General features: G+C 53.9%; 18 protein-coding genes. 4 read left to right on the top strand and 14 right to left on the bottom strand.

Annotated features, from left to right (window positions below; translation table 11 throughout):
• Nucleotides 1-941 precede the first annotated feature (941 nt).
• The gene (locus WG891_RS15375; RefSeq protein WP_337263559.1) at nucleotides 942-1,502 is read left to right on the top strand and encodes a hypothetical protein; all 561 of its coding nucleotides are present in this window, start codon (nucleotides 942-944) and stop codon (nucleotides 1,500-1,502) included.
• Here the strand turns inward: WG891_RS15375 and WG891_RS15380 are convergent.
• The 10 genes from WG891_RS15380 to WG891_RS15425 all read right to left on the bottom strand — a co-directional run bounded on the left by WG891_RS15380 (nucleotide 1,494) and on the right by WG891_RS15425 (nucleotide 10,418).
• A complete protein-coding gene (locus WG891_RS15380; protein ID WP_337263558.1) occupies nucleotides 1,494-2,117 on the bottom strand; it encodes a helix-turn-helix transcriptional regulator in 624 nt (207 codons plus the stop codon). The two genes, WG891_RS15375 and WG891_RS15380, sit on opposite strands and share 9 nt — an antisense overlap.
• Complete coding sequence (locus tag WG891_RS15385) at nucleotides 2,117-3,361, bottom strand: PglL family O-oligosaccharyltransferase (RefSeq protein ID WP_337263557.1); 1,245 nt, start codon at nucleotides 3,359-3,361, stop codon at nucleotides 2,117-2,119. Before WG891_RS15385 ends, WG891_RS15380 begins: the two co-directional genes overlap by 1 nt.
• A complete protein-coding gene (locus WG891_RS15390) occupies nucleotides 3,327-3,719 on the bottom strand; it encodes a hypothetical protein (protein ID WP_337263556.1) in 393 nt (130 codons plus the stop codon). Before WG891_RS15390 ends, WG891_RS15385 begins: the two co-directional genes overlap by 35 nt.
• 28 nt (nucleotides 3,720-3,747) lie before the next feature.
• A complete protein-coding gene (locus tag WG891_RS15395; RefSeq protein ID WP_337263555.1) occupies nucleotides 3,748-4,281 on the bottom strand; it encodes a fimbrial protein in 534 nt (177 codons plus the stop codon).
• A gap of 8 nt (nucleotides 4,282-4,289) precedes the next feature.
• On the bottom strand, nucleotides 4,290-5,234 hold the full coding sequence (locus WG891_RS15400; RefSeq protein WP_337263554.1) for a fimbrial protein: 945 nt from the start codon (nucleotides 5,232-5,234) through the stop codon (nucleotides 4,290-4,292).
• A complete protein-coding gene (locus WG891_RS15405; protein WP_337263553.1) occupies nucleotides 5,212-5,841 on the bottom strand; it encodes a fimbrial protein in 630 nt (209 codons plus the stop codon). Before WG891_RS15405 ends, WG891_RS15400 begins: the two co-directional genes overlap by 23 nt.
• A gap of 12 nt (nucleotides 5,842-5,853) precedes the next feature.
• Nucleotides 5,854-6,603, bottom strand: coding sequence for a fimbrial biogenesis chaperone (locus WG891_RS15410; RefSeq protein WP_337263552.1), 750 nt, complete (start codon nucleotides 6,601-6,603; stop codon nucleotides 5,854-5,856).
• Nucleotides 6,604-6,652: 49 nt separating this feature from the next.
• Entirely contained in the window at nucleotides 6,653-9,151 is a 2,499-nt protein-coding gene (locus WG891_RS15415) for a fimbria/pilus outer membrane usher protein (RefSeq protein ID WP_337263551.1), read from the bottom strand.
• A 98-nt stretch (nucleotides 9,152-9,249) separates the two neighbouring features.
• Complete coding sequence (locus tag WG891_RS15420) at nucleotides 9,250-9,801, bottom strand: fimbrial protein (protein WP_337263550.1); 552 nt, start codon at nucleotides 9,799-9,801, stop codon at nucleotides 9,250-9,252.
• 86 nt (nucleotides 9,802-9,887) lie between these two features.
• The gene (locus WG891_RS15425) at nucleotides 9,888-10,418 is read right to left on the bottom strand and encodes a fimbrial protein (RefSeq protein ID WP_337263549.1); all 531 of its coding nucleotides are present in this window, start codon (nucleotides 10,416-10,418) and stop codon (nucleotides 9,888-9,890) included.
• Between the two features lie 911 nt (nucleotides 10,419-11,329).
• On the opposite strand from WG891_RS15425, the gene WG891_RS15430 reads away from it, so the two are divergent.
• The 3 genes from WG891_RS15430 to fetB all read left to right on the top strand — a co-directional run bounded on the left by WG891_RS15430 (nucleotide 11,330) and on the right by fetB (nucleotide 13,114).
• On the top strand, nucleotides 11,330-11,611 hold the full coding sequence (locus tag WG891_RS15430; protein WP_337263548.1) for a hypothetical protein: 282 nt from the start codon (nucleotides 11,330-11,332) through the stop codon (nucleotides 11,609-11,611).
• Between the two features lie 65 nt (nucleotides 11,612-11,676).
• Nucleotides 11,677-12,354 carry an iron efflux ABC transporter ATP-binding subunit FetA gene (gene fetA / locus WG891_RS15435; protein ID WP_337263547.1) on the top strand — a complete coding sequence of 226 codons (678 nt, stop codon included), beginning with the start codon at nucleotides 11,677-11,679 and terminating at the stop codon, nucleotides 12,352-12,354.
• The gene (fetB, locus tag WG891_RS15440; protein WP_337263546.1) at nucleotides 12,341-13,114 is read left to right on the top strand and encodes an iron efflux ABC transporter permease subunit FetB; all 774 of its coding nucleotides are present in this window, start codon (nucleotides 12,341-12,343) and stop codon (nucleotides 13,112-13,114) included. Before fetA ends, fetB begins: the two co-directional genes overlap by 14 nt.
• Nucleotides 13,115-13,517: 403 nt before the next feature.
• Here fetB and WG891_RS15445 read toward each other — a convergent pair whose 3' ends face one another.
• The 4 genes from WG891_RS15445 to WG891_RS15460 all read right to left on the bottom strand — a co-directional run bounded on the left by WG891_RS15445 (nucleotide 13,518) and on the right by WG891_RS15460 (nucleotide 18,205).
• Entirely contained in the window at nucleotides 13,518-14,057 is a 540-nt protein-coding gene (locus WG891_RS15445; protein ID WP_337263545.1) for a fimbrial protein, read from the bottom strand.
• A gap of 87 nt (nucleotides 14,058-14,144) precedes the next feature.
• On the bottom strand, nucleotides 14,145-14,693 hold the full coding sequence (locus tag WG891_RS15450) for a fimbrial protein (protein WP_337263544.1): 549 nt from the start codon (nucleotides 14,691-14,693) through the stop codon (nucleotides 14,145-14,147).
• An 11-nt stretch (nucleotides 14,694-14,704) separates the two neighbouring features.
• On the bottom strand, nucleotides 14,705-15,631 hold the full coding sequence (locus tag WG891_RS15455; RefSeq protein ID WP_337263543.1) for a fimbrial protein: 927 nt from the start codon (nucleotides 15,629-15,631) through the stop codon (nucleotides 14,705-14,707).
• 9 nt (nucleotides 15,632-15,640) lie between these two features.
• Nucleotides 15,641-18,205 (bottom strand): fimbria/pilus outer membrane usher protein, encoded by a 2,565-nt coding sequence (locus tag WG891_RS15460; RefSeq protein WP_337263542.1) that lies wholly within the window; start codon nucleotides 18,203-18,205, stop codon nucleotides 15,641-15,643.
• Nucleotides 18,206-18,278: the final 73 nt, after the last annotated feature.

The raw sequence follows: 18,278 nt of genomic DNA on the forward strand, positions 1-18,278 counted from the left end.
AGCCAGATGATTTTATCCGAAGTGGTGTACTACTATCAGTGTCAACAAAATCTGTGCTGGCGCAGTTCCCAGCGAAGCCCCCGAACGTTTTGTCGCACCTCTGGGGGCAGATGATCAAAAACACCAGGGAAAACTCATCACGCAGCACAAATCGCGCCGCTAAAAATGTGAACACCATTGTTGCAACAGCCTAATTTAGGTCAGGTTCCAAGTTGTACTTCAGTACCTTTGCTTGGAAAGCGCGTTCTTAAGCAGGACATTGATCTCTGATCACCGGCTGGCGATGCCAGCCCCCCACCTTTGCGAGAAAACCCGTTAACAATGATGACTCGAGCCTTTACGGTTAGTCGTCATTTGTACAATTATTGTCCTTTCTTACACTGCAACCGGGGTGGTGCTGGCAAGACTTCTGGTCTCTATACCCGTCATACTTCAAGCAAATAGAATTATTTTGGGTATATGCCCTTTAGTTGTGGTGTTTCAAGCTATCTACGGCATTCGTGATTGCGCAAGTATGGCAACATCACGCGTATTTATCTGGGGTGTAAATTTTACCGCCGCAATTTAAGTAAATACTGTAGACTCTTCTATAATCTATTTGGCGTCGTTCAGCCGTGAATTTAATCACATTCTATGCCGTGTAAGTCTAACATCATTTATTATAGTGATGGCTGTAATAACTGTCGCTGCTATTATAAATTTCACACCTATATTTCCGTTCAATTGATTAGGGCGTAAAAGAAAAGACAACCAGAGTCGAATCTTTTACTGGGTGGGTCCCAGCCAGGTCGGTAATACTTAATGTATTTTTATGGGAAATCAAATATATACCCAAAATAATTCGAGTTGCTTGTAGGCGGCAACTGAATGAATCCCTAGGCGCTTACTCAAGTAAGTGACTAGGGTGAGTGAAGGCAGCCAACACCCAAGCAACTTGAAGTATGAAGGGTATACATATCAATAAACCATTATTGACCATCGTAAGCGGACTACTTTTCTTCTCAGGGATGATTCACGCACAAGAAACGCCCTACGGTGTGGTGAAAACTATCAAGATCACCGCGAATATCAGTGACAGTATTTTTGTTTCGCGGCCAGACGACGGTGGGTGGTATAGCGCGGTCAGCCTGGCGGCAACGGATGGCACACAGAAATCATTCGCTGCGGATATCCCGGTTCAAGTGTGGACCACCACGCCCGGCGTCAATGTTTCTCTGGTGCATCCTCTTGATCTCGTCCGTACTGATGCTGCCTACAAGATGGAGCAGGTTAACGTTAAGTTTGGTGACGGCAGTGGTGCAGGTAAAGACTTTGGCGTCGGCCACGGTTCACAACCCTTTGTTCAGACAGTAAAAGTGGGTAACGGCTACCAAGGCGTCTATCACTTGCAAATCAAAGCCAATTCTCCCACCAGCGCTGACCGGGCGACCACGCAAGGCGACTATACCGGTGATTTAGTGATGCTCTTCGAGATCCCGCCCTACGCCGCCGGCTTAGCCTAACCTCAGTTGGCTCAGTAACACTCGATGCAATTCGCTGCTCTTGTTGACGTTGAGCTTGCGCATGGCCGAACGCTTGTGGGCACTGATGGTTTTCTGGCTGCGGTGCAGCATGCCAGCGATGGTCGAGGCGGACATGCCGGTGCTCATCAGTTTCAGTACTTTCTTTTCGCAGGAGCTTAACGCTGCAAGGCGGCACTTCTGGCATTTGTGTTGGCTGCTGGCGTGTAACACCGCCCACGGCTGATGGCAGAAGCGTTCCAGCGCCAACTGCAGTTTCTGGCGCACGAGCGAGACCGGGTCTGTGCGGCAAATGCTGAACTGTGCCGGAAGTTTTGCTGAGCAATGGGCCTCTGGCTCGTCAATAATCATCACCGTTAGCTGGCGATGGCGCGGCGTATGGTGTGCGCTTTTATAACAACGGGCGCAACCCCACCCCTCTTCCTGAGAACGGAAAATGATCTCCATGTTGTTCAGGTCATGGAACTTCCCCGACATTGGCTGTGGGGAACGGCGGTAGTACTCGTTCAGGGCGTGAACATAATCCTGCAATAGCTGCCGTAACCCCAGTTGGTAGAAATTATCGCTGTCGAACAGGGTGAATTGAATATTTAGCATCATTCTTCCTTAAAGCGTATGTCTTCCGGGAACAGCCGCCGGGCCTCCAGCAAGAGGGCGGTGGCCCGTTGCGGCTGCTGCAATAAGCGGCTGACCAATATCAGGTTGAAATAAATGTTGGCTTCTGGCCGCACGCGGATTTCCTCTTCTCCCCATTGCTGATAGTGATGCAGTGCGGTGAGATCTTTTGACTGCGGGTATTGCAGCAACTGATACAGACGGAGGTCGAAGTCGTAGCGCGTTTGCCAGGGTGTGGGGGTGATGACCCGCTGCATGGCCGCGAATTGTTGCAGACCACGCTTTTCGACGGCGGTGATAATCAGGCTGCTGTGCAGGCCGTTCGCCATATACAGCAGGGTGAGTACGGCAAGGCTACAGGCGGTGACGCGTACCGCCTGTTGCAACCCGATCCTCTGCCGGTAACGCTGGCGTACATCGCAGGTACGCAGCAGCAGCAGCAGCCAAATGCCGTGCGCGGCAGAAAGGTAGAGCGGATATTCCACCATCATATGCAGCAGAATCGGCAACGTTGCCAACCAGGGGGCTGGGCGTAGCGAAGATGTTCTGCTGCGGCACAGCAAGCGCCACAGCCCATAGCCGATCAGCGCGGTGCCGCTCAGGCTCAGCAGGCCACCTTCTACCCCCCAGAGTAATAACTCGTTGTGCGGGTGCGACAGATTGAAGCTGAGTGGCAATTCAGGATGGGTCGCGTGAATGTGCTGCAGAAACTGGTACTGAAAACGGCCGTAGCCCCAGCCCAGCCAGGGCTTTTCCCACAGCATCTGCCAGGCTTCCTGCCAACTGAACAGGCGGTAACTGATAGTGGAAAGGGTGGTGATCTCACGCGGTGCGCCGTGAAATGCGATCGTCAGCCATGCAGCCAGCATGCCTGAGAGGATCAGCAGAGCGGCCCACGCACAGCGCTGGCGCGAATAGCGATACAGCAGCCCGAGTTGTAACGGTGTGAGCAGGATAAATGCCAGCAAGCCGATGCGTGAAAACAGGATCAGCAGCAGGAAGGGGGCGATCAACAGCATCAGGCCAATCAAGCATTGCAGGCTGCGCCGCGCAGGGCCGCTATACAGGCAGAGCGCCAGCGCCAACCCACAAGCCATAAAGCTGGCCAATACGTTCACCTGCTGAAAGATGCCATAAGGCTGTGAGCCATTCGGCATCAGCCACAAATACTGTATTCCTGCCAATAGCGCTTCAATGGCCGCTGCGGCCAGTAACAGTATCTGCAAGTGCTGCCGCCACCGGCGCGTGAGGGGGTATTGCAGCAGCGCAAAGTAAGCCGCCACGCCAAGCAGCAGCCCGAGCAGGCGTGGCAAGGCTTCCGCCAGATAGGGCGCGCGTCCAGAGCAGCGGCAGTAACAGGACCAGCGTGCCCATTGCCAGCCAATTAAAAAAGCGGGAAGCGGCCAACGGGGGCCGGGCCACTAACAGAGTCGCCAGCACCAGCAGAGCGAGCACCATCATACCGACCATATTCCACGGTAAATAAAACCCGCTGCCCCCCCGGTTGGGCCAGCTAATATGCATGGCAAAAATAAAATAAAACATCAGCAGCCCGAACAACCAGGCTGCACTTTTATTGGGCATAATCACAAATATCCTGGTGAGGATGTCTTTATTGGTAAGTCAGCACAAAGTTGGCGACGGAGCTGAATTCACCTTCAGTAATGGTTTTCTTGTTGATGGCAGAGGGGTGCCCCTGAACATAAGCCGAAAACGACAGCGTGGTGGCTCCTGCTCCTGTTTGTAGGGCGATCGCCTCCGTCGGTTGGTTTAAATGAATACTGGCTCCTTTGCTGTCGAATAAGGCAATGGCCGCGCCATTAGCACCATTATTGATAGCCAGCTTGCCCGGCAGAATAGGGTCTTCTGTCCCACTGAAGGTAACCGTCACCGCATTGAATACGCTGGTTTTACAATCGGTTAATTTAATGCTGAACGGCACCGGCGGCGTGTGTTCATAACGATACAGGGTCTTGATGACGATCGTGCCCATATCCACAAGCTGATCGACCGATTGCGGCTCAATACTGCAGGGGCGATTAACCACGGTGCCAAAAAAATCAATCTCCTTATTACTGGCCATGGCCGGGGTACAACAGAAACCCACGCTGCTGCAGAGGGCTGCCAGAAATATTACATTCTTCATCTTTCACCCTAGATATAGTTAATCAGCAGAATAAGGGTCTTTTTAAAATCCCCCTCTCGGCCTTCGCCCGTAGCCTGTAACGATGCGGTATAGGATTTCTGCACCACGTCTTTGCCATTCATATCGGCAAAACTGTCGAATTGATTATATTTAATCCATTTTGGGTTCGAATTGTCGTAAATACGCAAGGTTGAGCCGTTATCCATATTCAGGCCGGTCGGATCCACCAGTGAACCGCTTTTCACCGTAAAGTTGGCGTTCAGGCCGAAATTGTCGCTACAACCGTTTTTGCGGATGATGATGGTGAAGTCTTTGCTGGCGACCGTGCCCGCGCCAGCGCGCCAGGATGGGATCTCGCCAAAGTCCACCCCCTCCGGTGTGGTCAGTTCTACCGAGGCGGAACATTGGATCACCTGGATCTTATCCAGCCCGGTTAGCGTGAAACGGTAATTACTACCGGGTTTGGCGTTAATTCCTCCGACACCGTCAAGCTGAAACACTGGAATTTGGCTGACTCCCCCAGGGGTAATCTGCCCAGTTTTTTGCAGATATACCTGGTATCTGACATTCCCTAACTGAGGTGGGTTGGGGTAACGGAACATATCCGTTCGTGCTCGGCTATTCAGAATGCCCAGGTCGACCCCGTTGTAGATCACTCCCATTGAGATGCCAGTGGCAATCTGTTTGCCATCGGGGTTGGGGTAAAAATAAACCCACTCGCCATTTGGTTCGCTAGCATATGCCCAACACATCACATCGCGACTCATGGGTTGTGAGGTCCATAGCCTGCTGCCAATTTCCAGCGTGGCTGGAATTTTCAGTTGGCCGATATCTTCCGATTCTTCTGTAATGCCAGTGACGCTATTTAAATGGCATTCCAGCGCCCGCACGCTAAAAGAGGCCGACAGGCAGGCCAGCAGAGCGAGCGCTTTACAGGTAAACAATCTGGACATGAACCACTCCTCCAAACGCATTCGCCTGGGTGTATTGCTGGGTGGATTCAAGCTGGGCGCTGAACCACAACGTATTGCTGCCGGGCTGCAGCATATAGGGCCGGCTTTGCTGGTTGATAGGCAAGTCACGGCCCCGATCGTCCTTCAGCCGCAGGGCGATGCCCTGCACACCACCATGCAACTTCAGTAGTTCTGGGTTATGCACGTCGCTGTCGCCGAGGAACAGCAGCGTGGCCGCCTGCTCACCCTGCAAGTAAAGGCGCGTGGCTTCTGCATCACGCTGCCCGTTTGGGTTGTCCACCACGGCACGCGCCCCTAGCAGACAGTTGTGAAACGACAGGCTGAAGCGCACCGGTAGGCTCTGATCGCCCGTATTCTGGAAGGCGCGCGCGTTAATTTCCCCCAGGTCGATCGCCTGATCCTGGCTGTCAGGCGTCAGGCTGCAGGGGGAAGTCAGCAAGCCGCCGTAAAAATGGACGGTGCCACTGGTGCCTTCAATCGCCTCAAGCAGTGAAACGGCCTGCGTGCTGGCGCTGCTCAGCAGCAGAGCGGGCAGGAAGATGCCCAGTAACCGCGGCCGCCAACGGCTGCCAATGAATTTTTCCATACCGTTGCTCCTTTATTGCTTGGAGTCTGGGGCGGCTTGGCAAAGGTTGCCGTGGCAGACGAAGCGCAGCTCCGGGTGGCCGCCAAAGTCATTGATATAGGTCACGACAAAGCTGCTGAGGTTTGCGTCGCGCAGTTTCACCGTTTCGCTGGATTTGGGGGATAACATCAGTGCCTGGAAGTCATCAATCGCACCGCCCCCCTGTTTCAGGGGATTGCGCGTCATACTTGAAAGGGTGATGTAAAACGGCGTCGGGTTTTCAATCGTCATCCCGCTGCTGCTTTTGTGGAACACCAGTTTTTCCTGCCAGATCTGGCCCTTGGGTTGCACGATGGCTTTTGGCCGGTAAAACAGTTTGATCTGGGTCTGCAGGGCCAACTGCATCACGTTGGTTTTCGCGCTTTTGGGCGGGATCTCGCGCAGGTTGAAATAAAACAGCGATTCCCGATCCTGTGGTAAGCGATCGGCCCCGGTGGTTTTGGTGATCCGCACCACGCTGCGTTCATCGGGTTCTACCCGCTGTAACGGTGGCAGCACCACCAGTGGCGCGGTGATTTTTTGGTGCTGCTCATCTTCCAGCCAAGCCTGGGCAAGAAAAGGCAGCTCTTTGTTTTCATTAACTATGTTCAGGCTGATGGCGTTTGCATCACTGACATAAATCGCCCTGGTGCGATCCAGCGCTATCGCCGCCCGCGCGGCTGGGGTAGCGGTGGCCAGCATCAGGCTGGCCAGGGTTATTTTTACTAACAGGTTGTTATTCATACTTATCAATTCTCATGAGAACCCACGTCGGTAGGCTCTGTGTGATGGATTAAAGCTTGCTGCACGGCAGCAGCAGTTGGTCCAGCGGCTTGGCGCTGCCAGGAATAGCGATGCGGCACTGGCGTTGGCCTTCCCAGGCCACGTCCAGCGTTTCTTCCGGCTGGACGCCGGTCAGGAACACCGAACCTTCGTCGCTCACCACCGCCATTTCCCGGCCCTGCTGGTTTAATACCGTGGCGCCAAACGGCGGTTCGCTGCCGTCCGCCAGCTTGATCACCGCCAGCAACTTGCTGCCTTTCACCACCTCGAAGCGGCGATAACCGATGGCCCCCTCGGTTAACGTGCCTTGCACTACGGCACGAGTGGCTTCCACGTCGTCGGCCAAGCGGTTGACGTCAATGCGCGTGTCGGTGTTGTAGTAGCTGGTGATATCGGAAATCACCGCCAGGCCTAAACCGTTGCTGTAAGCCCGGCCATTGTTGATGGGTACCCCGGCAACCCCGCTGGTGTCGAGCATCAGGCGGCTGCCGCCGTTGCTGGCGTTTTGGTGCGCGGCAACGCCGTACTGGGTGGCGGTGATCCCGCTGCGGAAAGTGCCGCCCAGCGAGGAGTAGTTATCCTGCTGATAAGAGACGTTGGCGTTGAGTGAAGCGTAGGGAGCGTTATAGGTGTAAAACCCGCGCGCCAGCGCTTTGCCGTCCTGATTGACTCCGCTGCTGACCTGCCAGGTCTGGTTCGGGTTGGTGTCATCGGTATAGGACGCAACCTGGGTAACATCACTGTTATTGGTTTGCAGCGCGTAGCCAACGCGGCGGCGTTCATCGATGGGCACGGTAAAGCTCAGCATAATGCTGTCATCGGTTTTGCCATGATAGGTGGTGCGGAATGCCGCCAAGGAGGCGGTGATATTGCTGAAATCGGCAATATTGAACATTTTGCTGGCGGAGAGGCCATAGCGGTTCTGCGTCCGCGCGTCCCAATAGGTCTGGTGCGAATAGCTCAGATAGGCCGTGATGGCTTTGATGCTGTCCTGCGCCATAAAGGTTTTGCTGGCGGTGAGGGTATACAGCTCTTTTTCACGCCCGTTATACCGATCGTCGCTGTTGTTGTAGCGCGTCTGCAGGTACTGCGCCATGCTCATAAACTTGCGCTGTGAGAAGCGGTAGCCGGCGAAGGTGATTTGGCTGTTGTATTCATCAAAGCGCTTGGCGTAGTTAACCTGGAACGACATGCCCGAGGCCGTGGGCTCATTTGGCAGACGGGCGAAGGATTGCGTGACGTCCAGCGACATCGCCCCAAAGACGTTCAGGTCACGGCCAAGCCCGAGCGCCCAGGCGTTATAGTTCCCGGCCAACAACGCACCGCCGTACAGTGACCAGGCATTGTTGATCCCCCAGGAAAAATCATTGGCGGAGAACAGCGGCCCCTGTAGATGGTGGCTATAGGTCGAGGGGCGACCCAGAGCGCTGTTGTAGCGCACATAGCCGGGGCGCGTCAGGTAAGGGATGGTGGCGGTATCGACCTGGAAGGTGGAGACGCTGCCGTCCTGTTCTTCTACCCGCACGTCCAGCCTGCCGCGTACCGAACTGTTGAGATCCTGGATCACGAACGGCCCGGCGGGGACGTTGGTCTGGTACAGCGTACGGCCTTCCTGCAGTACGGTGACCTTGGCATTACTTCTGGCGATCCCCCGCACTTCTGGCGCGTAACCCTGCAGGCTTGGCGGTAGCATACGTTCGTCGCTCGCCAGATTAGCCCCGGTGAAGCGGAACGAATCGAATATGTTGGAATTGAGGAAGATTTCACCCAGGGTCAACTTGGCGGCCTGCATTGGCAGGGCGCGATAGGCATAGATCTGGTTCCAGTCAAAGTTGCTGCTGTGTTGATCGTCGTACCGGCTGGCGTTGGCCTGGTAGTCGGCACGCAAACGCCATGAGCTCAGGTTGGCCCCCAGGGTGCCGTAGCTGCTGAGGCTTTGCGACGTGGTGTTGCTATGGGTTTTCCTGCCGAGCTGGCCGCTGACGCTGTAGTCCAGCAGCAGGCCGGGGATACCGTCGTCCCACTGTTCCGGCGGCGTCCAGTTGGGATCGGAGTATTTCATCCAGGCCTGCGGAATGGTGATCGCCAGTACGCCGCCGTTAATGCGGTTGGCAACGGTGGCACCTTGAATGGCGCTGATATCGGCACACTGATTGTCGTGCCACAGCCTGACCTTGCTGGCGGCCTCGGCTTTCAGCGCCATCTTTTCAATCAAATCCGGCGGCAAGCAAACCTGGCTGCTCTGCTTATCTGGCAGGGTCAGATATTGGATACTGCGCTGCGGTAACGTTTTCTGATTGATTTTGATATCCAGCAGATAGGTGCCGGGCATGACGTAATTGGCATCAGAGAAACGTGATAAATCCACTTTGCTGCGATCGCCGATATCCAACACGTCTGTATTGAATTCCGTAGCGGCAAAGACCGGATGCCCACAGAGAAAAGAGAGAATGACGATGGTCTGTGTTTTTTTCCTGGTCATTAATGACGTCATAGAATAATCACTCATGGCAAATCCGCGCCTTACAACAGGTCATCCGTACGATCTGGACAGGTAAATACTTGATGTTATTCAGTGCATTAATCAGGCACCGTTAGAAAATAAAGCTAAAGATAAGACAGGGTGAATTTCACCAGAGAACTGAATTCACCCGCATGCGCAGAGTCGGGGTGGAGCTTCAACTGTGCGCTGAAGTTCAACACATTGTGATCGTCAACCAGCAGGTAATCTGCCGTGCTGTTGCCCAGCGCCAGCCTGTCACCCACATCGGTGAGTAATTCAATGGCCACCCCTTTGGCATCACCGGTAATCGCCAATAATTCGGGTTCTTCGTCGTCTGCCGCGCCATCGAAAATGACGTTCATCGTGCGGTAGGTAAATCCCGGCTTTACCTGGCTTGCCAAGACGCAATTCACCAGCTTGATTTGGAAATCACGGCGGCTGCTGACGAGTAAGGGCTGTGAGCCAGGGGCGGCATCGACCATCGACATCAGGCCAAAATCGATGGTTTGATCCAGGCTGTCGCTGGCGATGCTGCAAGGGGTTTCCACGATCTCGCCCCCTAAGTGCACTCTGCCATAGCCTTGGTTTGTGGCGGTTGCTGATGCACTGCAGACGCTGAGCGTAACCAGCAGTGCGTTCCAGTAGCGGGTTGTCATAGAGGCTTCTCCCTGTTGCGGCGTCCCTTTACCGATTGCCGCGAACCTGACAGTGTGGGGACGCCCGGTAGGCATCCCCAAGAGGGTTACTGATAAGCCAGAGTAAAGTTCGCTACGCTGGTGAAATCACCAGGTTCTACCGCGCCAGAGGCGGTGCTGCCTTGCAGGTAGGCAGCAAATTGCAGGGTGTTGTCACCTGTCAGCAGATTGGTTGCATCGCTTGGTGTGCCGTTCAGTGCCACTTTCTTGCCAGCGCCGTCAATCAGTTGGATGCCAGCACCTGTGGCACTACCTACCAAGCCCAGCAGATCGTTGTTACCCTGGGCAGTTTGGCCAGTGAAGGCGACTTTCACGCTTTTCTTGGTGGTGATATCACAGTCTTTCAGTTGAATACTGAATGGCTGAGAGTTGGATTTGCCCTGGTTTGCCAGCACTCGGCTGCTGATTTGGCCCATTTTGACCGTCTGATCGGCGGATTCCGGCGCAACGCTGCAAGGTGCATCAATGATGTCACCCGTAAAGGTGATGGTGCCGCTGCCCTGGTTAGATGCGGCCTGAGCAACCGATGCAGTAGAGAAAGCAATCACAGTTGCCAGCATTAATTTATTCAGTTTCATTTCTCAAGTTCCTGTAGAGAGTATTTAAATAAAAAGAAGAACACATCTAAATCACCTGCGTTAGCCGCAACGTCATGTCACGAATACCGCAGTTGGAGCCAGTCCGTTTGGCTCGGGCAATACACTTTCGTGCGTAATTCAGAGATGAATTACGCACGGTTTGAGATACGATTAAAATCGTCATCATGGATGCAAAAATATGAATATCACCATAGCTTCCTGCTGGGAATATTCTTGCAAATAAATGATGTTGTTGAAAATAGTTTTTGCCGTACTTAAGTGAATTCAGAACATAAGTCCAAAAAAAATTAAAAAAATATGCCATTGAAAATCAATAGATCGTATATATAGGTATATCAGAATAATCTTCTTTGTAAATGATATTATCAGGTTTTTAAGATCGAAAACGTGCCATTTAGCCATATAATCATCAATATCAACCTGTCTTTAATAGGGTTTTTAAACCGTTTTTACTTGATTGTTTAGGTTCATTGTATTTTAGTTAATGCTATGTTTTTTATGTATAAAAATAATCTGTGTTTACGCGAGGCATACATTTTTTGAACGGTGTTTTTTAACGAAAGGTCAACGAGGTAGCGAGTGGTTGAGTTATTTTATGGATTAAGATTTTTCTAATTATGAAGTGATGTGTAGCTTGGTTTTAGAGCGTGTTTAAATGCGATTTGATTGTGGTGTAATTTACTTATTCCTGCGTGACACCTGCGTTTGTCCGCACTTTAATAACCCTTAAAGAGTATCTGTTATGTATTTTAAATCGGGGTGAGTTAATCAGTTTTGCAAAAATTTTCACAGGAAATTCTTAGTCGATTGACCGATAGGCCTGCATCTGTATCGATGGGGGCGTCGTCGCTGAACAGAGATACTTAAAATTCACGATGGAGGAGAACGCCATGAGGAAAACCGCGATCAAATATGAGCTCAAAAAACGGCAGATGCTAAAGGCGCTGCAAGGCTTGTGTGCGCTGCACATGACTCAGGAAACGCTACCGCCGCCGGAGCTGTGGCCGAAAACGCGGGAGTTGGCAGATCGGTGTGGTGAGAACATCTATGTGGCGCGCACGCTGCTGCTGGCGCTGGAAAAAGAGGGGGAGGTTTGTTGCACTCATCGCAGCATCAATAATTCATTGCGTTGGTTTATCTGCACCGATCGGGCCTCTGCGCATAAAAAGTGAGGGCTTGGCGATGCTCTGGAAGGTGCGAGGTATAATGGAACTTCTAGGCAAAAACCGGAGTGAGCATGAAGGGCAGTAACGACATACTGGTTTTGGATGATATCCACTATCAAATCGGGCAGGCGGTTATTCTGGATTCTGTTTCTTTCGCGCTGCAAGCGGTTGAATTTAAACTGATTACCGGGCCTTCGGGGTGTGGGAAGAGCACGCTGCTGAAGATCGTCTCATCTTTAATCAGCCCAACTCGTGGGCGCATTCTGTTTGACGGCAAATCCATTGATGCTATGGCGCCAGAGGACTACCGCAAACAGGTGTCTTACTGCTTTCAAACGCCCTCGTTGTTTGGCGACACCGTCTATGACAACCTCGCGCTGCCTTACCACATCCGTAAGCTGAAGCCGGACGAAAACACCATGCAGCGGGATCTTGAACGCCTGGCTTTGCCTGGCGACATGTTGAAAAAAGGCATTAACGAGCTATCCGGTGGAGAGAAGCAGCGCATTTCCTTGATTCGTAACCTGCAGTTTATGCCTAAGGTCTTGCTGCTGGATGAAATCACCAGCGCGCTGGATGAAGATAACAAGCGTAACGTTAATGCGCTGATCCATCGGTTGGTCGCCGAGCAGGGCCTGGCGGTGCTGTGGGTGACGCACGATAAGGATGAAATCAGCCATGCAGATGAGGTGATTACCCTGCCGGTTAACGGCGCGAATGCTCAGGAGAGTACCGATGGACCCGCATAGTATTACCAATGAATCATTGGGGCTTTCGATGATTTTGGTGGTGGTCGCCATTCTGATCAGCCACAGAGAAAAGCTGGCGCTGGAAAAAGAGATTATCTGGAGCATCTGCCGCGCGGTGGTGCAACTGATTATCGTCGGCTATGTTCTGAAGTCTATTTTTGCTTTAAATAATGACATTCTGACGGTACTGATGGTGTTGTTTATCTGCTTTAATGCGGCGTACAACGCGCAGAAGCGCAGTAAATATATCGATCACGCCTTTTCTATCTCCCTGATTGCCATCACCACCGGGGCGGTGCTGACGCTGGTGGTGCTGGTGTTAACCCGTTCAATCGCCTTCACGCCGATGCAGGTGATCCCCATCTCTGGCATGATCGCCGGTAATGCCATGGTGGCCGTGGGGTTGTGCTACAACCATCTGGGGCAACGCTTTCACAGTGAGCAGCAGAAAATCCAGGAAATGCTCAGCCTGGGGGCCTCCCCCAAATTTGCCTCTGCGGCGCTGATCCGTAGCAGCATCCGCGCTTCGCTGATCCCCACCGTGGACTCGGCGAAAACCGTAGGCCTGGTGAGTTTGCCGGGGATGATGTCGGGGCTGATTTTTGCCGGGATCGACCCGGTAAAGGCGATCAAATACCAGATTATGGTGACCTTTATGCTGCTTTCCACCGCCAGCCTGTCGACCATTATTGCCTGCTATCTGGCCTACCGTAAGTTCTACAACGCGCGTGCGCAACTGGTGGTGGAGCGGTTGAAATAGTAGGGAAAGGAGGAAACTAAGCCAGCGTGTAAAAATTGGCTGATCTATTATCAAAATAGATGAAGCCAATAATGTAAAAGTTGCCACCGTGTTTACTTAGCCTGCGGTAAACACGATGGAGAATAGGCCTATACCCGTCATACTTTAAGTTGCTTGGGTGTTGGCTTTGTTACTCGGCCCATCCGTGGGCCTCGCCACTTCGGGGCCGCTGCAAGCAGCGTTCAAATCTGCTCCTGGCAGATTTGTCGTTCACCCCAGTCACTTACCTGAGTAAGCTCCTGGGGCTTATGAGCCTCTTCGAGGCTCACCCTACGGGCCAGCGCAAGCGCTGTTCAAATCAGTCTTTGACTGATTTGTCACTCCGTTGCCGCCTACAAGCAACTCGAATTATTTTGGGTATATATCAATCATACCGTACGTTAAACTGCACGGTGACATTGGCATTGCCAGGTTTAACATCATTACTCAAAGACTTATAGCGTGCGGAATAAGGGAAGGTAGTCTCTTTTCCCACCAGAGCAAGCCCTGTAGTCAAACGCCCTGACGGTGCATAACCCACAGGCATAACCTCTCCCCGGTAGTCGTCAATGATCTCCAGTCCTACACCGCTGGCAGTAGAGCTTTGGCCTGGTTCATCCAGAGCAAAGACCATGCTGCTGTTTTCTGCGGCTGTGCCATCGAAACCCACCCAGGCGATCGTGCTAAGCGCACAGTCAGTAAATTTCAAATTGAACGGCACCGCTTTTGAAATAGCGCCTGGCGTTTTCAATTCTGACAGTTGAACATTATCCAGTGCTACCGTCATGTTGTGTGAGTCGGCATGCAGGTTGCAGGTGGCATCAAAGAATTCGGCAGTAACAGTCACGTTGCCATCGGCAGACAATGTACTGAAAGAGGTGATTCCGACAATCGCGAATAATAAAATGCCATATATATTTTTCATCACAATATCCTTAGGTCTTGATGGATGTCTGTAGTGCTATAACATCACTGTCTGATGGTTAAAAAGGCGAGCCAGACGCCAGTCTTCTCAAGGGTATTCCACGCTAAATTGTATATTCGCTATGGCTGTTCCAGGCATTATTGCACCGGGTTCCAAAGTGTAATATCCGACAGTGAATGGCAGCTTGTTGATGGTGCCTGCACCCGTTTGAAGATCGTAGGTTTTGCTGACCCCATTAACCGAAACCAGGCTGCTGAAATCAAAGTTGTCTGAAATGATAAAGCCAGCGTTGCTTGCGGCATCTGTTTGCCCCGCGTTACTGAGAGCAAATAGCTTATCTGCGTTATATCCTGTGCTTAATGCTTTTTCTCCTTCAAAACGAATACGGACCTGATTGCTACTGGCTGGACAATTATTGAGCTGGATAGTGAAGCTACCACCTTGACCACCGAGTGCCCCAATATGTGCCGTAGACCTTCTGCCCAAGTCCAACGTCTGTTTCTTCGAGCCTGCATCCAGCTCGCAGGCATTTTCTTTAAGCTTGCCACTGAACGTCATCGTGCCATCGGCGGCCCACAGCGGTGGGGCCAGTAGCGTGGCGGCCAGAATAGCCAAGGGGGTGATACGCTTAATCATGCTGAATATCCTTATTGGTAGGTCAGATTAAATGTCGCCACGGCGTTGACGTCGCCAGAGGCCACCTGGGGCTGCGTCTGGTAATAACGCACGGTAAACGGATAGGTACGCAGGCCCGCCGGGGCGGTTTCCAGCGGCAGTCGCTCACCCAGTTTCAACGGCGTCTGGTTGTACAACAGTTGCACACCAATACCGCGTGCCACGCCGGGTTGGTCTTGATCCACCAGCGCCAGCACCCCCGGCGTGCCGCTGGCGTCAGCTTCGCCGTCAAACTGAATGTTCACTTGTGCTCCGGCGTCGCAGATTAGAGATAGTTGAAAGGTTTGTTCGCCCTGTGAACTGCCCGGGCCGCTAAAACCGCTGCGCAGCACTGCGGGCAGCGGCACCACTCTGTCCCGGCTGTCGTTCATTTCACAGGCCTGGCGGGTGATGGCTATCGGGGAGGAGAGCATCAACTGTTCTACCACCTGCCCGTTCACGGTTTTGCGCGCATATTCACCGCTGTTGATCACCCCGGAGGAGATTGGCCCAGTGACCACCAGGCGCAGGCTGAAATAAGTCATTGGGCTGGGAGGGGCGGCCTCATGATAATTATCTGGCCAACCGTCGTTAAACATTGGGGTACTGGAAACAGCATATCCAACACCCGCGAGGCCGGTGCTGTAGACCTGGCTTTGCCCGCTGAGCATGCCGCTGTCCTGCCCCACCAGATTACTGCGCAACGTGTTAGCCGTTTCACATTCCCCGGTCAGTATTGACCGATTGGCCTCTGCGGTTTGCTGCCAGATCACGCTGCCCACCGGCAGATCGCGCTGTACCATTAAAGGAGGAATGGTGACCGTTATCTTTGCCGCAGGGCCATCCAGTGCACAGGGAGCGGCCCAGGCATATCCACTGACCCCCGCCAACAGACACACTCCTGTTATCAGCTGTTTCATCCGTGCTCCTTAAAGACACTGTCCGTTGATCATCGGGACGCCGGGTTCTGCCGTTGGCGCTGGCAGGCGGTAATTCACCCTACATTGCTGGTCTGGCTGCGCGCCCCACTGCACCTGCAGCACGCCGCTTTCCGGCATCCCCGTCAGGTAGACCTGGCCACCGTCACCGACAATACTGCTGTTTACTTCTGCCGCGCCCTGTAACGCTGCCTGGGCACCAAAAGGCACCGGCTTGCCGCCTGCTTGCAGCAGCGTCATCATCAGCCTGCTGCCCACCTTGGTCTGGTAATCGGCCAGCACCACCGCCCCTTGTGTTGGCACCACCGTTTTGCTGGTTAACGTCAGCTCGACATCATCGGCCAGCGAGCTTGGATCAAGTGCAATGGTGTTTTCACGGTATGGCGTGGCGTAGGGCACCACGGCATAGCCGCGCCGATCGGTTTTCACCCCGGCGTTATTGAGCACGTTAACCCCTGCGGCCCCTGGCGCTTTCACCAGCACCACCGTTTCGTTAAGCGGTTGAGAAAGGGTCACCCCCCCGGCGTGCATCAACACGCCGCCCTGCGCGCCATAGCTCAGGCGCTGCTGGTTGCTGTCGTGGCTGAAACTGGTGCTGAGCAGTGCCTGTGGGGCACGATAGGCCAGGCTGGCGTTACCGCTTTGCCCTTGGCCCTGGTTGGTGTAACCCTGAGAGAGCCCCCAGTCGAGCGTGCCGTCGGCGGCACTGCCGTTAAGCCCGAGGGTATGCGTGGTCTGGCGGTTGTTGCTATGGCTCATGCCGTAACTGACCCACGCAGGCTGCGACCAGAGGTTGAACGGCACGCTGAGGTTGAGTGCCACTACCCGATCGGTGCTGTGGGGCGTGTTGGCGGCATGGTTCTTGTTCTGGCTGTAATTGAGGCTGTAGCTCACGCCTTTAAAGCTGCCGTTGTATCCCAGGTTGATAGACTGCCGCTTGCCGCTGTTCCCCCTGAACTGTTCCGACACCAGGTTCAGCGCTAGTGAACCGCTCAGCGTTCCCAGCCCCTGCTGGATGGTCAGTTCCTGACGGCTGCGGGTTCGGGTGCCCAGGTTGGAAAAGTCAGAAGCGTTATCCACGCCGCTGTTCAGCGTCTGCTGCAGCGTTGCGAACCCCTGGCTGGCGTACTGATACCCCGCCAGCGTCAGCCGCGTGCCCGTGGCATCGAAGCTTTTGCCGTAACGCAGGCGCCACATCTGCCCTTGGCTGTCGTTCTGCTCAGTGTGATCCGCTGCGCGAAGCTGGCTCCAGCCCTGGGTCACGTCCAGCGATAATGCCCCGGCGTTACCCATGTTTTTGCCGAAACCGGCGGCCAGAGAACGGTAGCGGCTGGCTAATTGCGTGCCGCCATAGACGGTGAGCCCCCACGGCAGGCCATAAATCAGCGTCGCCTGGAAGAAATCAGCGCGGGCCCCATTCTCATTCGGGCGGTACTGCCCGGCCGTGACGCTGTGGCTAAGGCGGCCTTCCCGCTGCAGCACCGGCAGCGAAGCAAAGGGCACAATCAACTGCTGCTGGCTGCCGTCGCTCTCGGCGATTGTCACATTCAAGTCACCGCTGCCGGAGACGCCATACAGATCGGCGATCTCAAACTCACCGGGGGGCACGTAGCGTTGGTCGATCACCTGGCCGTTTTGCCGCACCGTCACCTGCGCATTGCTGCGGGCAATCCCTCTGACCACCGGGGAGTAGCCTTGCAAGCTGTCTGGATACATCATGTCTACCGAAGCCAACTGCACGCCGCGAAACGGCAGGCTGTCAAAAATATTGCTGGGCGTGGTGGTGTCCCCCAGCGTCAACTGGCTTTTTAGCCGCACGATGTCACGTTGTAGATAGGTGTTCACGGCATTAAAGTGCGTGCCGCCCCGATCGTCGCGGTTCCAGATGCTGTAGTTTCTCAGGCGCCAGGCTCCCAGGTTGGCACCGTTACGCAGGCTGAGAAAATAGCTGCTGTCCCGTTGCCCTCCACTGCGGCCGCGGCTCTGCGCCCCGTTGAAACCGTAGTTGCTGAACAGTGCGGGCACGCCGTTATCCCAGCGCTCGGGGGGGACGTAACCGCGCGCCTGATTTTTCAAGGCGATCTGTGGGATGCTGAGTTTGAGTTGCTGATGACTGAACTGAAACTCGGCGCTGGCATGGGGGATAGCGTGCGTCAGATCGATACATTTGGCCTGCGCATTCAGCGCGGGAAACGCGGCGGTATCGATGCTAAGCGCCGTCAGATCCGCCACGCTCAGGCAGGGTTGCAGAGCGGTTTTGCCCTGAGCGTCTTTTTGCAATGTAAAGGCCAGGGTGCGGGTATCGATCTTTTTTTCGTTGAGAAACAGATCGACCCGGTATTCCCCCGGTGGGGCCTGAGTGCTCTGGTTGGAAAACACCGACAGGTCAACGTCCGTTTTCGGCGTGTTGCCGATCTGCAGCAGGTTAGGGCTGAAAACATACTCGGCCTTTGCCAGCGAACTCCACAGCAGAAGCAGGCAGCCTATCTGCCACGCCAGCGGTGCCAACTTAGGTACGCGGTTTGGCAAATCCCCTGTGAGGGTTGTGCTTGTCATTCACTCACGATCCTTGTTCTGTCACATTCCATGGCGAAATGCGTGGTGGCATTACCTATGCGAACAAGAGGAT

This window comes from Serratia sp. MMO-28 (genome assembly GCF_037199905.1).
GTDB classification, from domain to species: domain Bacteria; phylum Pseudomonadota; class Gammaproteobacteria; order Enterobacterales; family Enterobacteriaceae; genus Chania; species Chania oryzae.

Excerpts from the sequence above, each read along its gene's own strand:
- WG891_RS15375 (WP_337263559.1), top strand. The coding sequence starts at position 942 with ATGAAGGGTATACATATCAATAAACCATTATTGACCATCGTAAGCGGA.
- WG891_RS15380 (WP_337263558.1), bottom strand. The coding sequence starts at position 2,117 with ATGCTAAATATTCAATTCACCCTGTTCGACAGCGATAATTTCTACCAA.
- WG891_RS15390 (WP_337263556.1), bottom strand. The coding sequence starts at position 3,719 with ATGCCCAATAAAAGTGCAGCCTGGTTGTTCGGGCTGCTGATGTTTTAT.
- WG891_RS15395 (WP_337263555.1), bottom strand. The coding sequence starts at position 4,281 with ATGAAGAATGTAATATTTCTGGCAGCCCTCTGCAGCAGCGTGGGTTTC.
- WG891_RS15400 (WP_337263554.1), bottom strand. The coding sequence starts at position 5,234 with ATGTCCAGATTGTTTACCTGTAAAGCGCTCGCTCTGCTGGCCTGCCTG.
- WG891_RS15405 (WP_337263553.1), bottom strand. The coding sequence starts at position 5,841 with ATGGAAAAATTCATTGGCAGCCGTTGGCGGCCGCGGTTACTGGGCATC.
- WG891_RS15410 (WP_337263552.1), bottom strand. The coding sequence starts at position 6,603 with ATGAATAACAACCTGTTAGTAAAAATAACCCTGGCCAGCCTGATGCTG.
- WG891_RS15415 (WP_337263551.1), bottom strand. The coding sequence starts at position 9,151 with ATGAGTGATTATTCTATGACGTCATTAATGACCAGGAAAAAAACACAG.
- WG891_RS15420 (WP_337263550.1), bottom strand. The coding sequence starts at position 9,801 with ATGACAACCCGCTACTGGAACGCACTGCTGGTTACGCTCAGCGTCTGC.
- WG891_RS15425 (WP_337263549.1), bottom strand. The coding sequence starts at position 10,418 with ATGAAACTGAATAAATTAATGCTGGCAACTGTGATTGCTTTCTCTACT.
- WG891_RS15430 (WP_337263548.1), top strand. The coding sequence starts at position 11,330 with ATGAGGAAAACCGCGATCAAATATGAGCTCAAAAAACGGCAGATGCTA.
- fetA (WP_337263547.1), top strand. The coding sequence starts at position 11,677 with ATGAAGGGCAGTAACGACATACTGGTTTTGGATGATATCCACTATCAA.
- fetB (WP_337263546.1), top strand. The coding sequence starts at position 12,341 with ATGGACCCGCATAGTATTACCAATGAATCATTGGGGCTTTCGATGATT.
- WG891_RS15445 (WP_337263545.1), bottom strand. The coding sequence starts at position 14,057 with ATGAAAAATATATATGGCATTTTATTATTCGCGATTGTCGGAATCACC.
- WG891_RS15450 (WP_337263544.1), bottom strand. The coding sequence starts at position 14,693 with ATGATTAAGCGTATCACCCCCTTGGCTATTCTGGCCGCCACGCTACTG.
- WG891_RS15455 (WP_337263543.1), bottom strand. The coding sequence starts at position 15,631 with ATGAAACAGCTGATAACAGGAGTGTGTCTGTTGGCGGGGGTCAGTGGA.
- WG891_RS15460 (WP_337263542.1), bottom strand. The coding sequence starts at position 18,205 with ATGACAAGCACAACCCTCACAGGGGATTTGCCAAACCGCGTACCTAAG.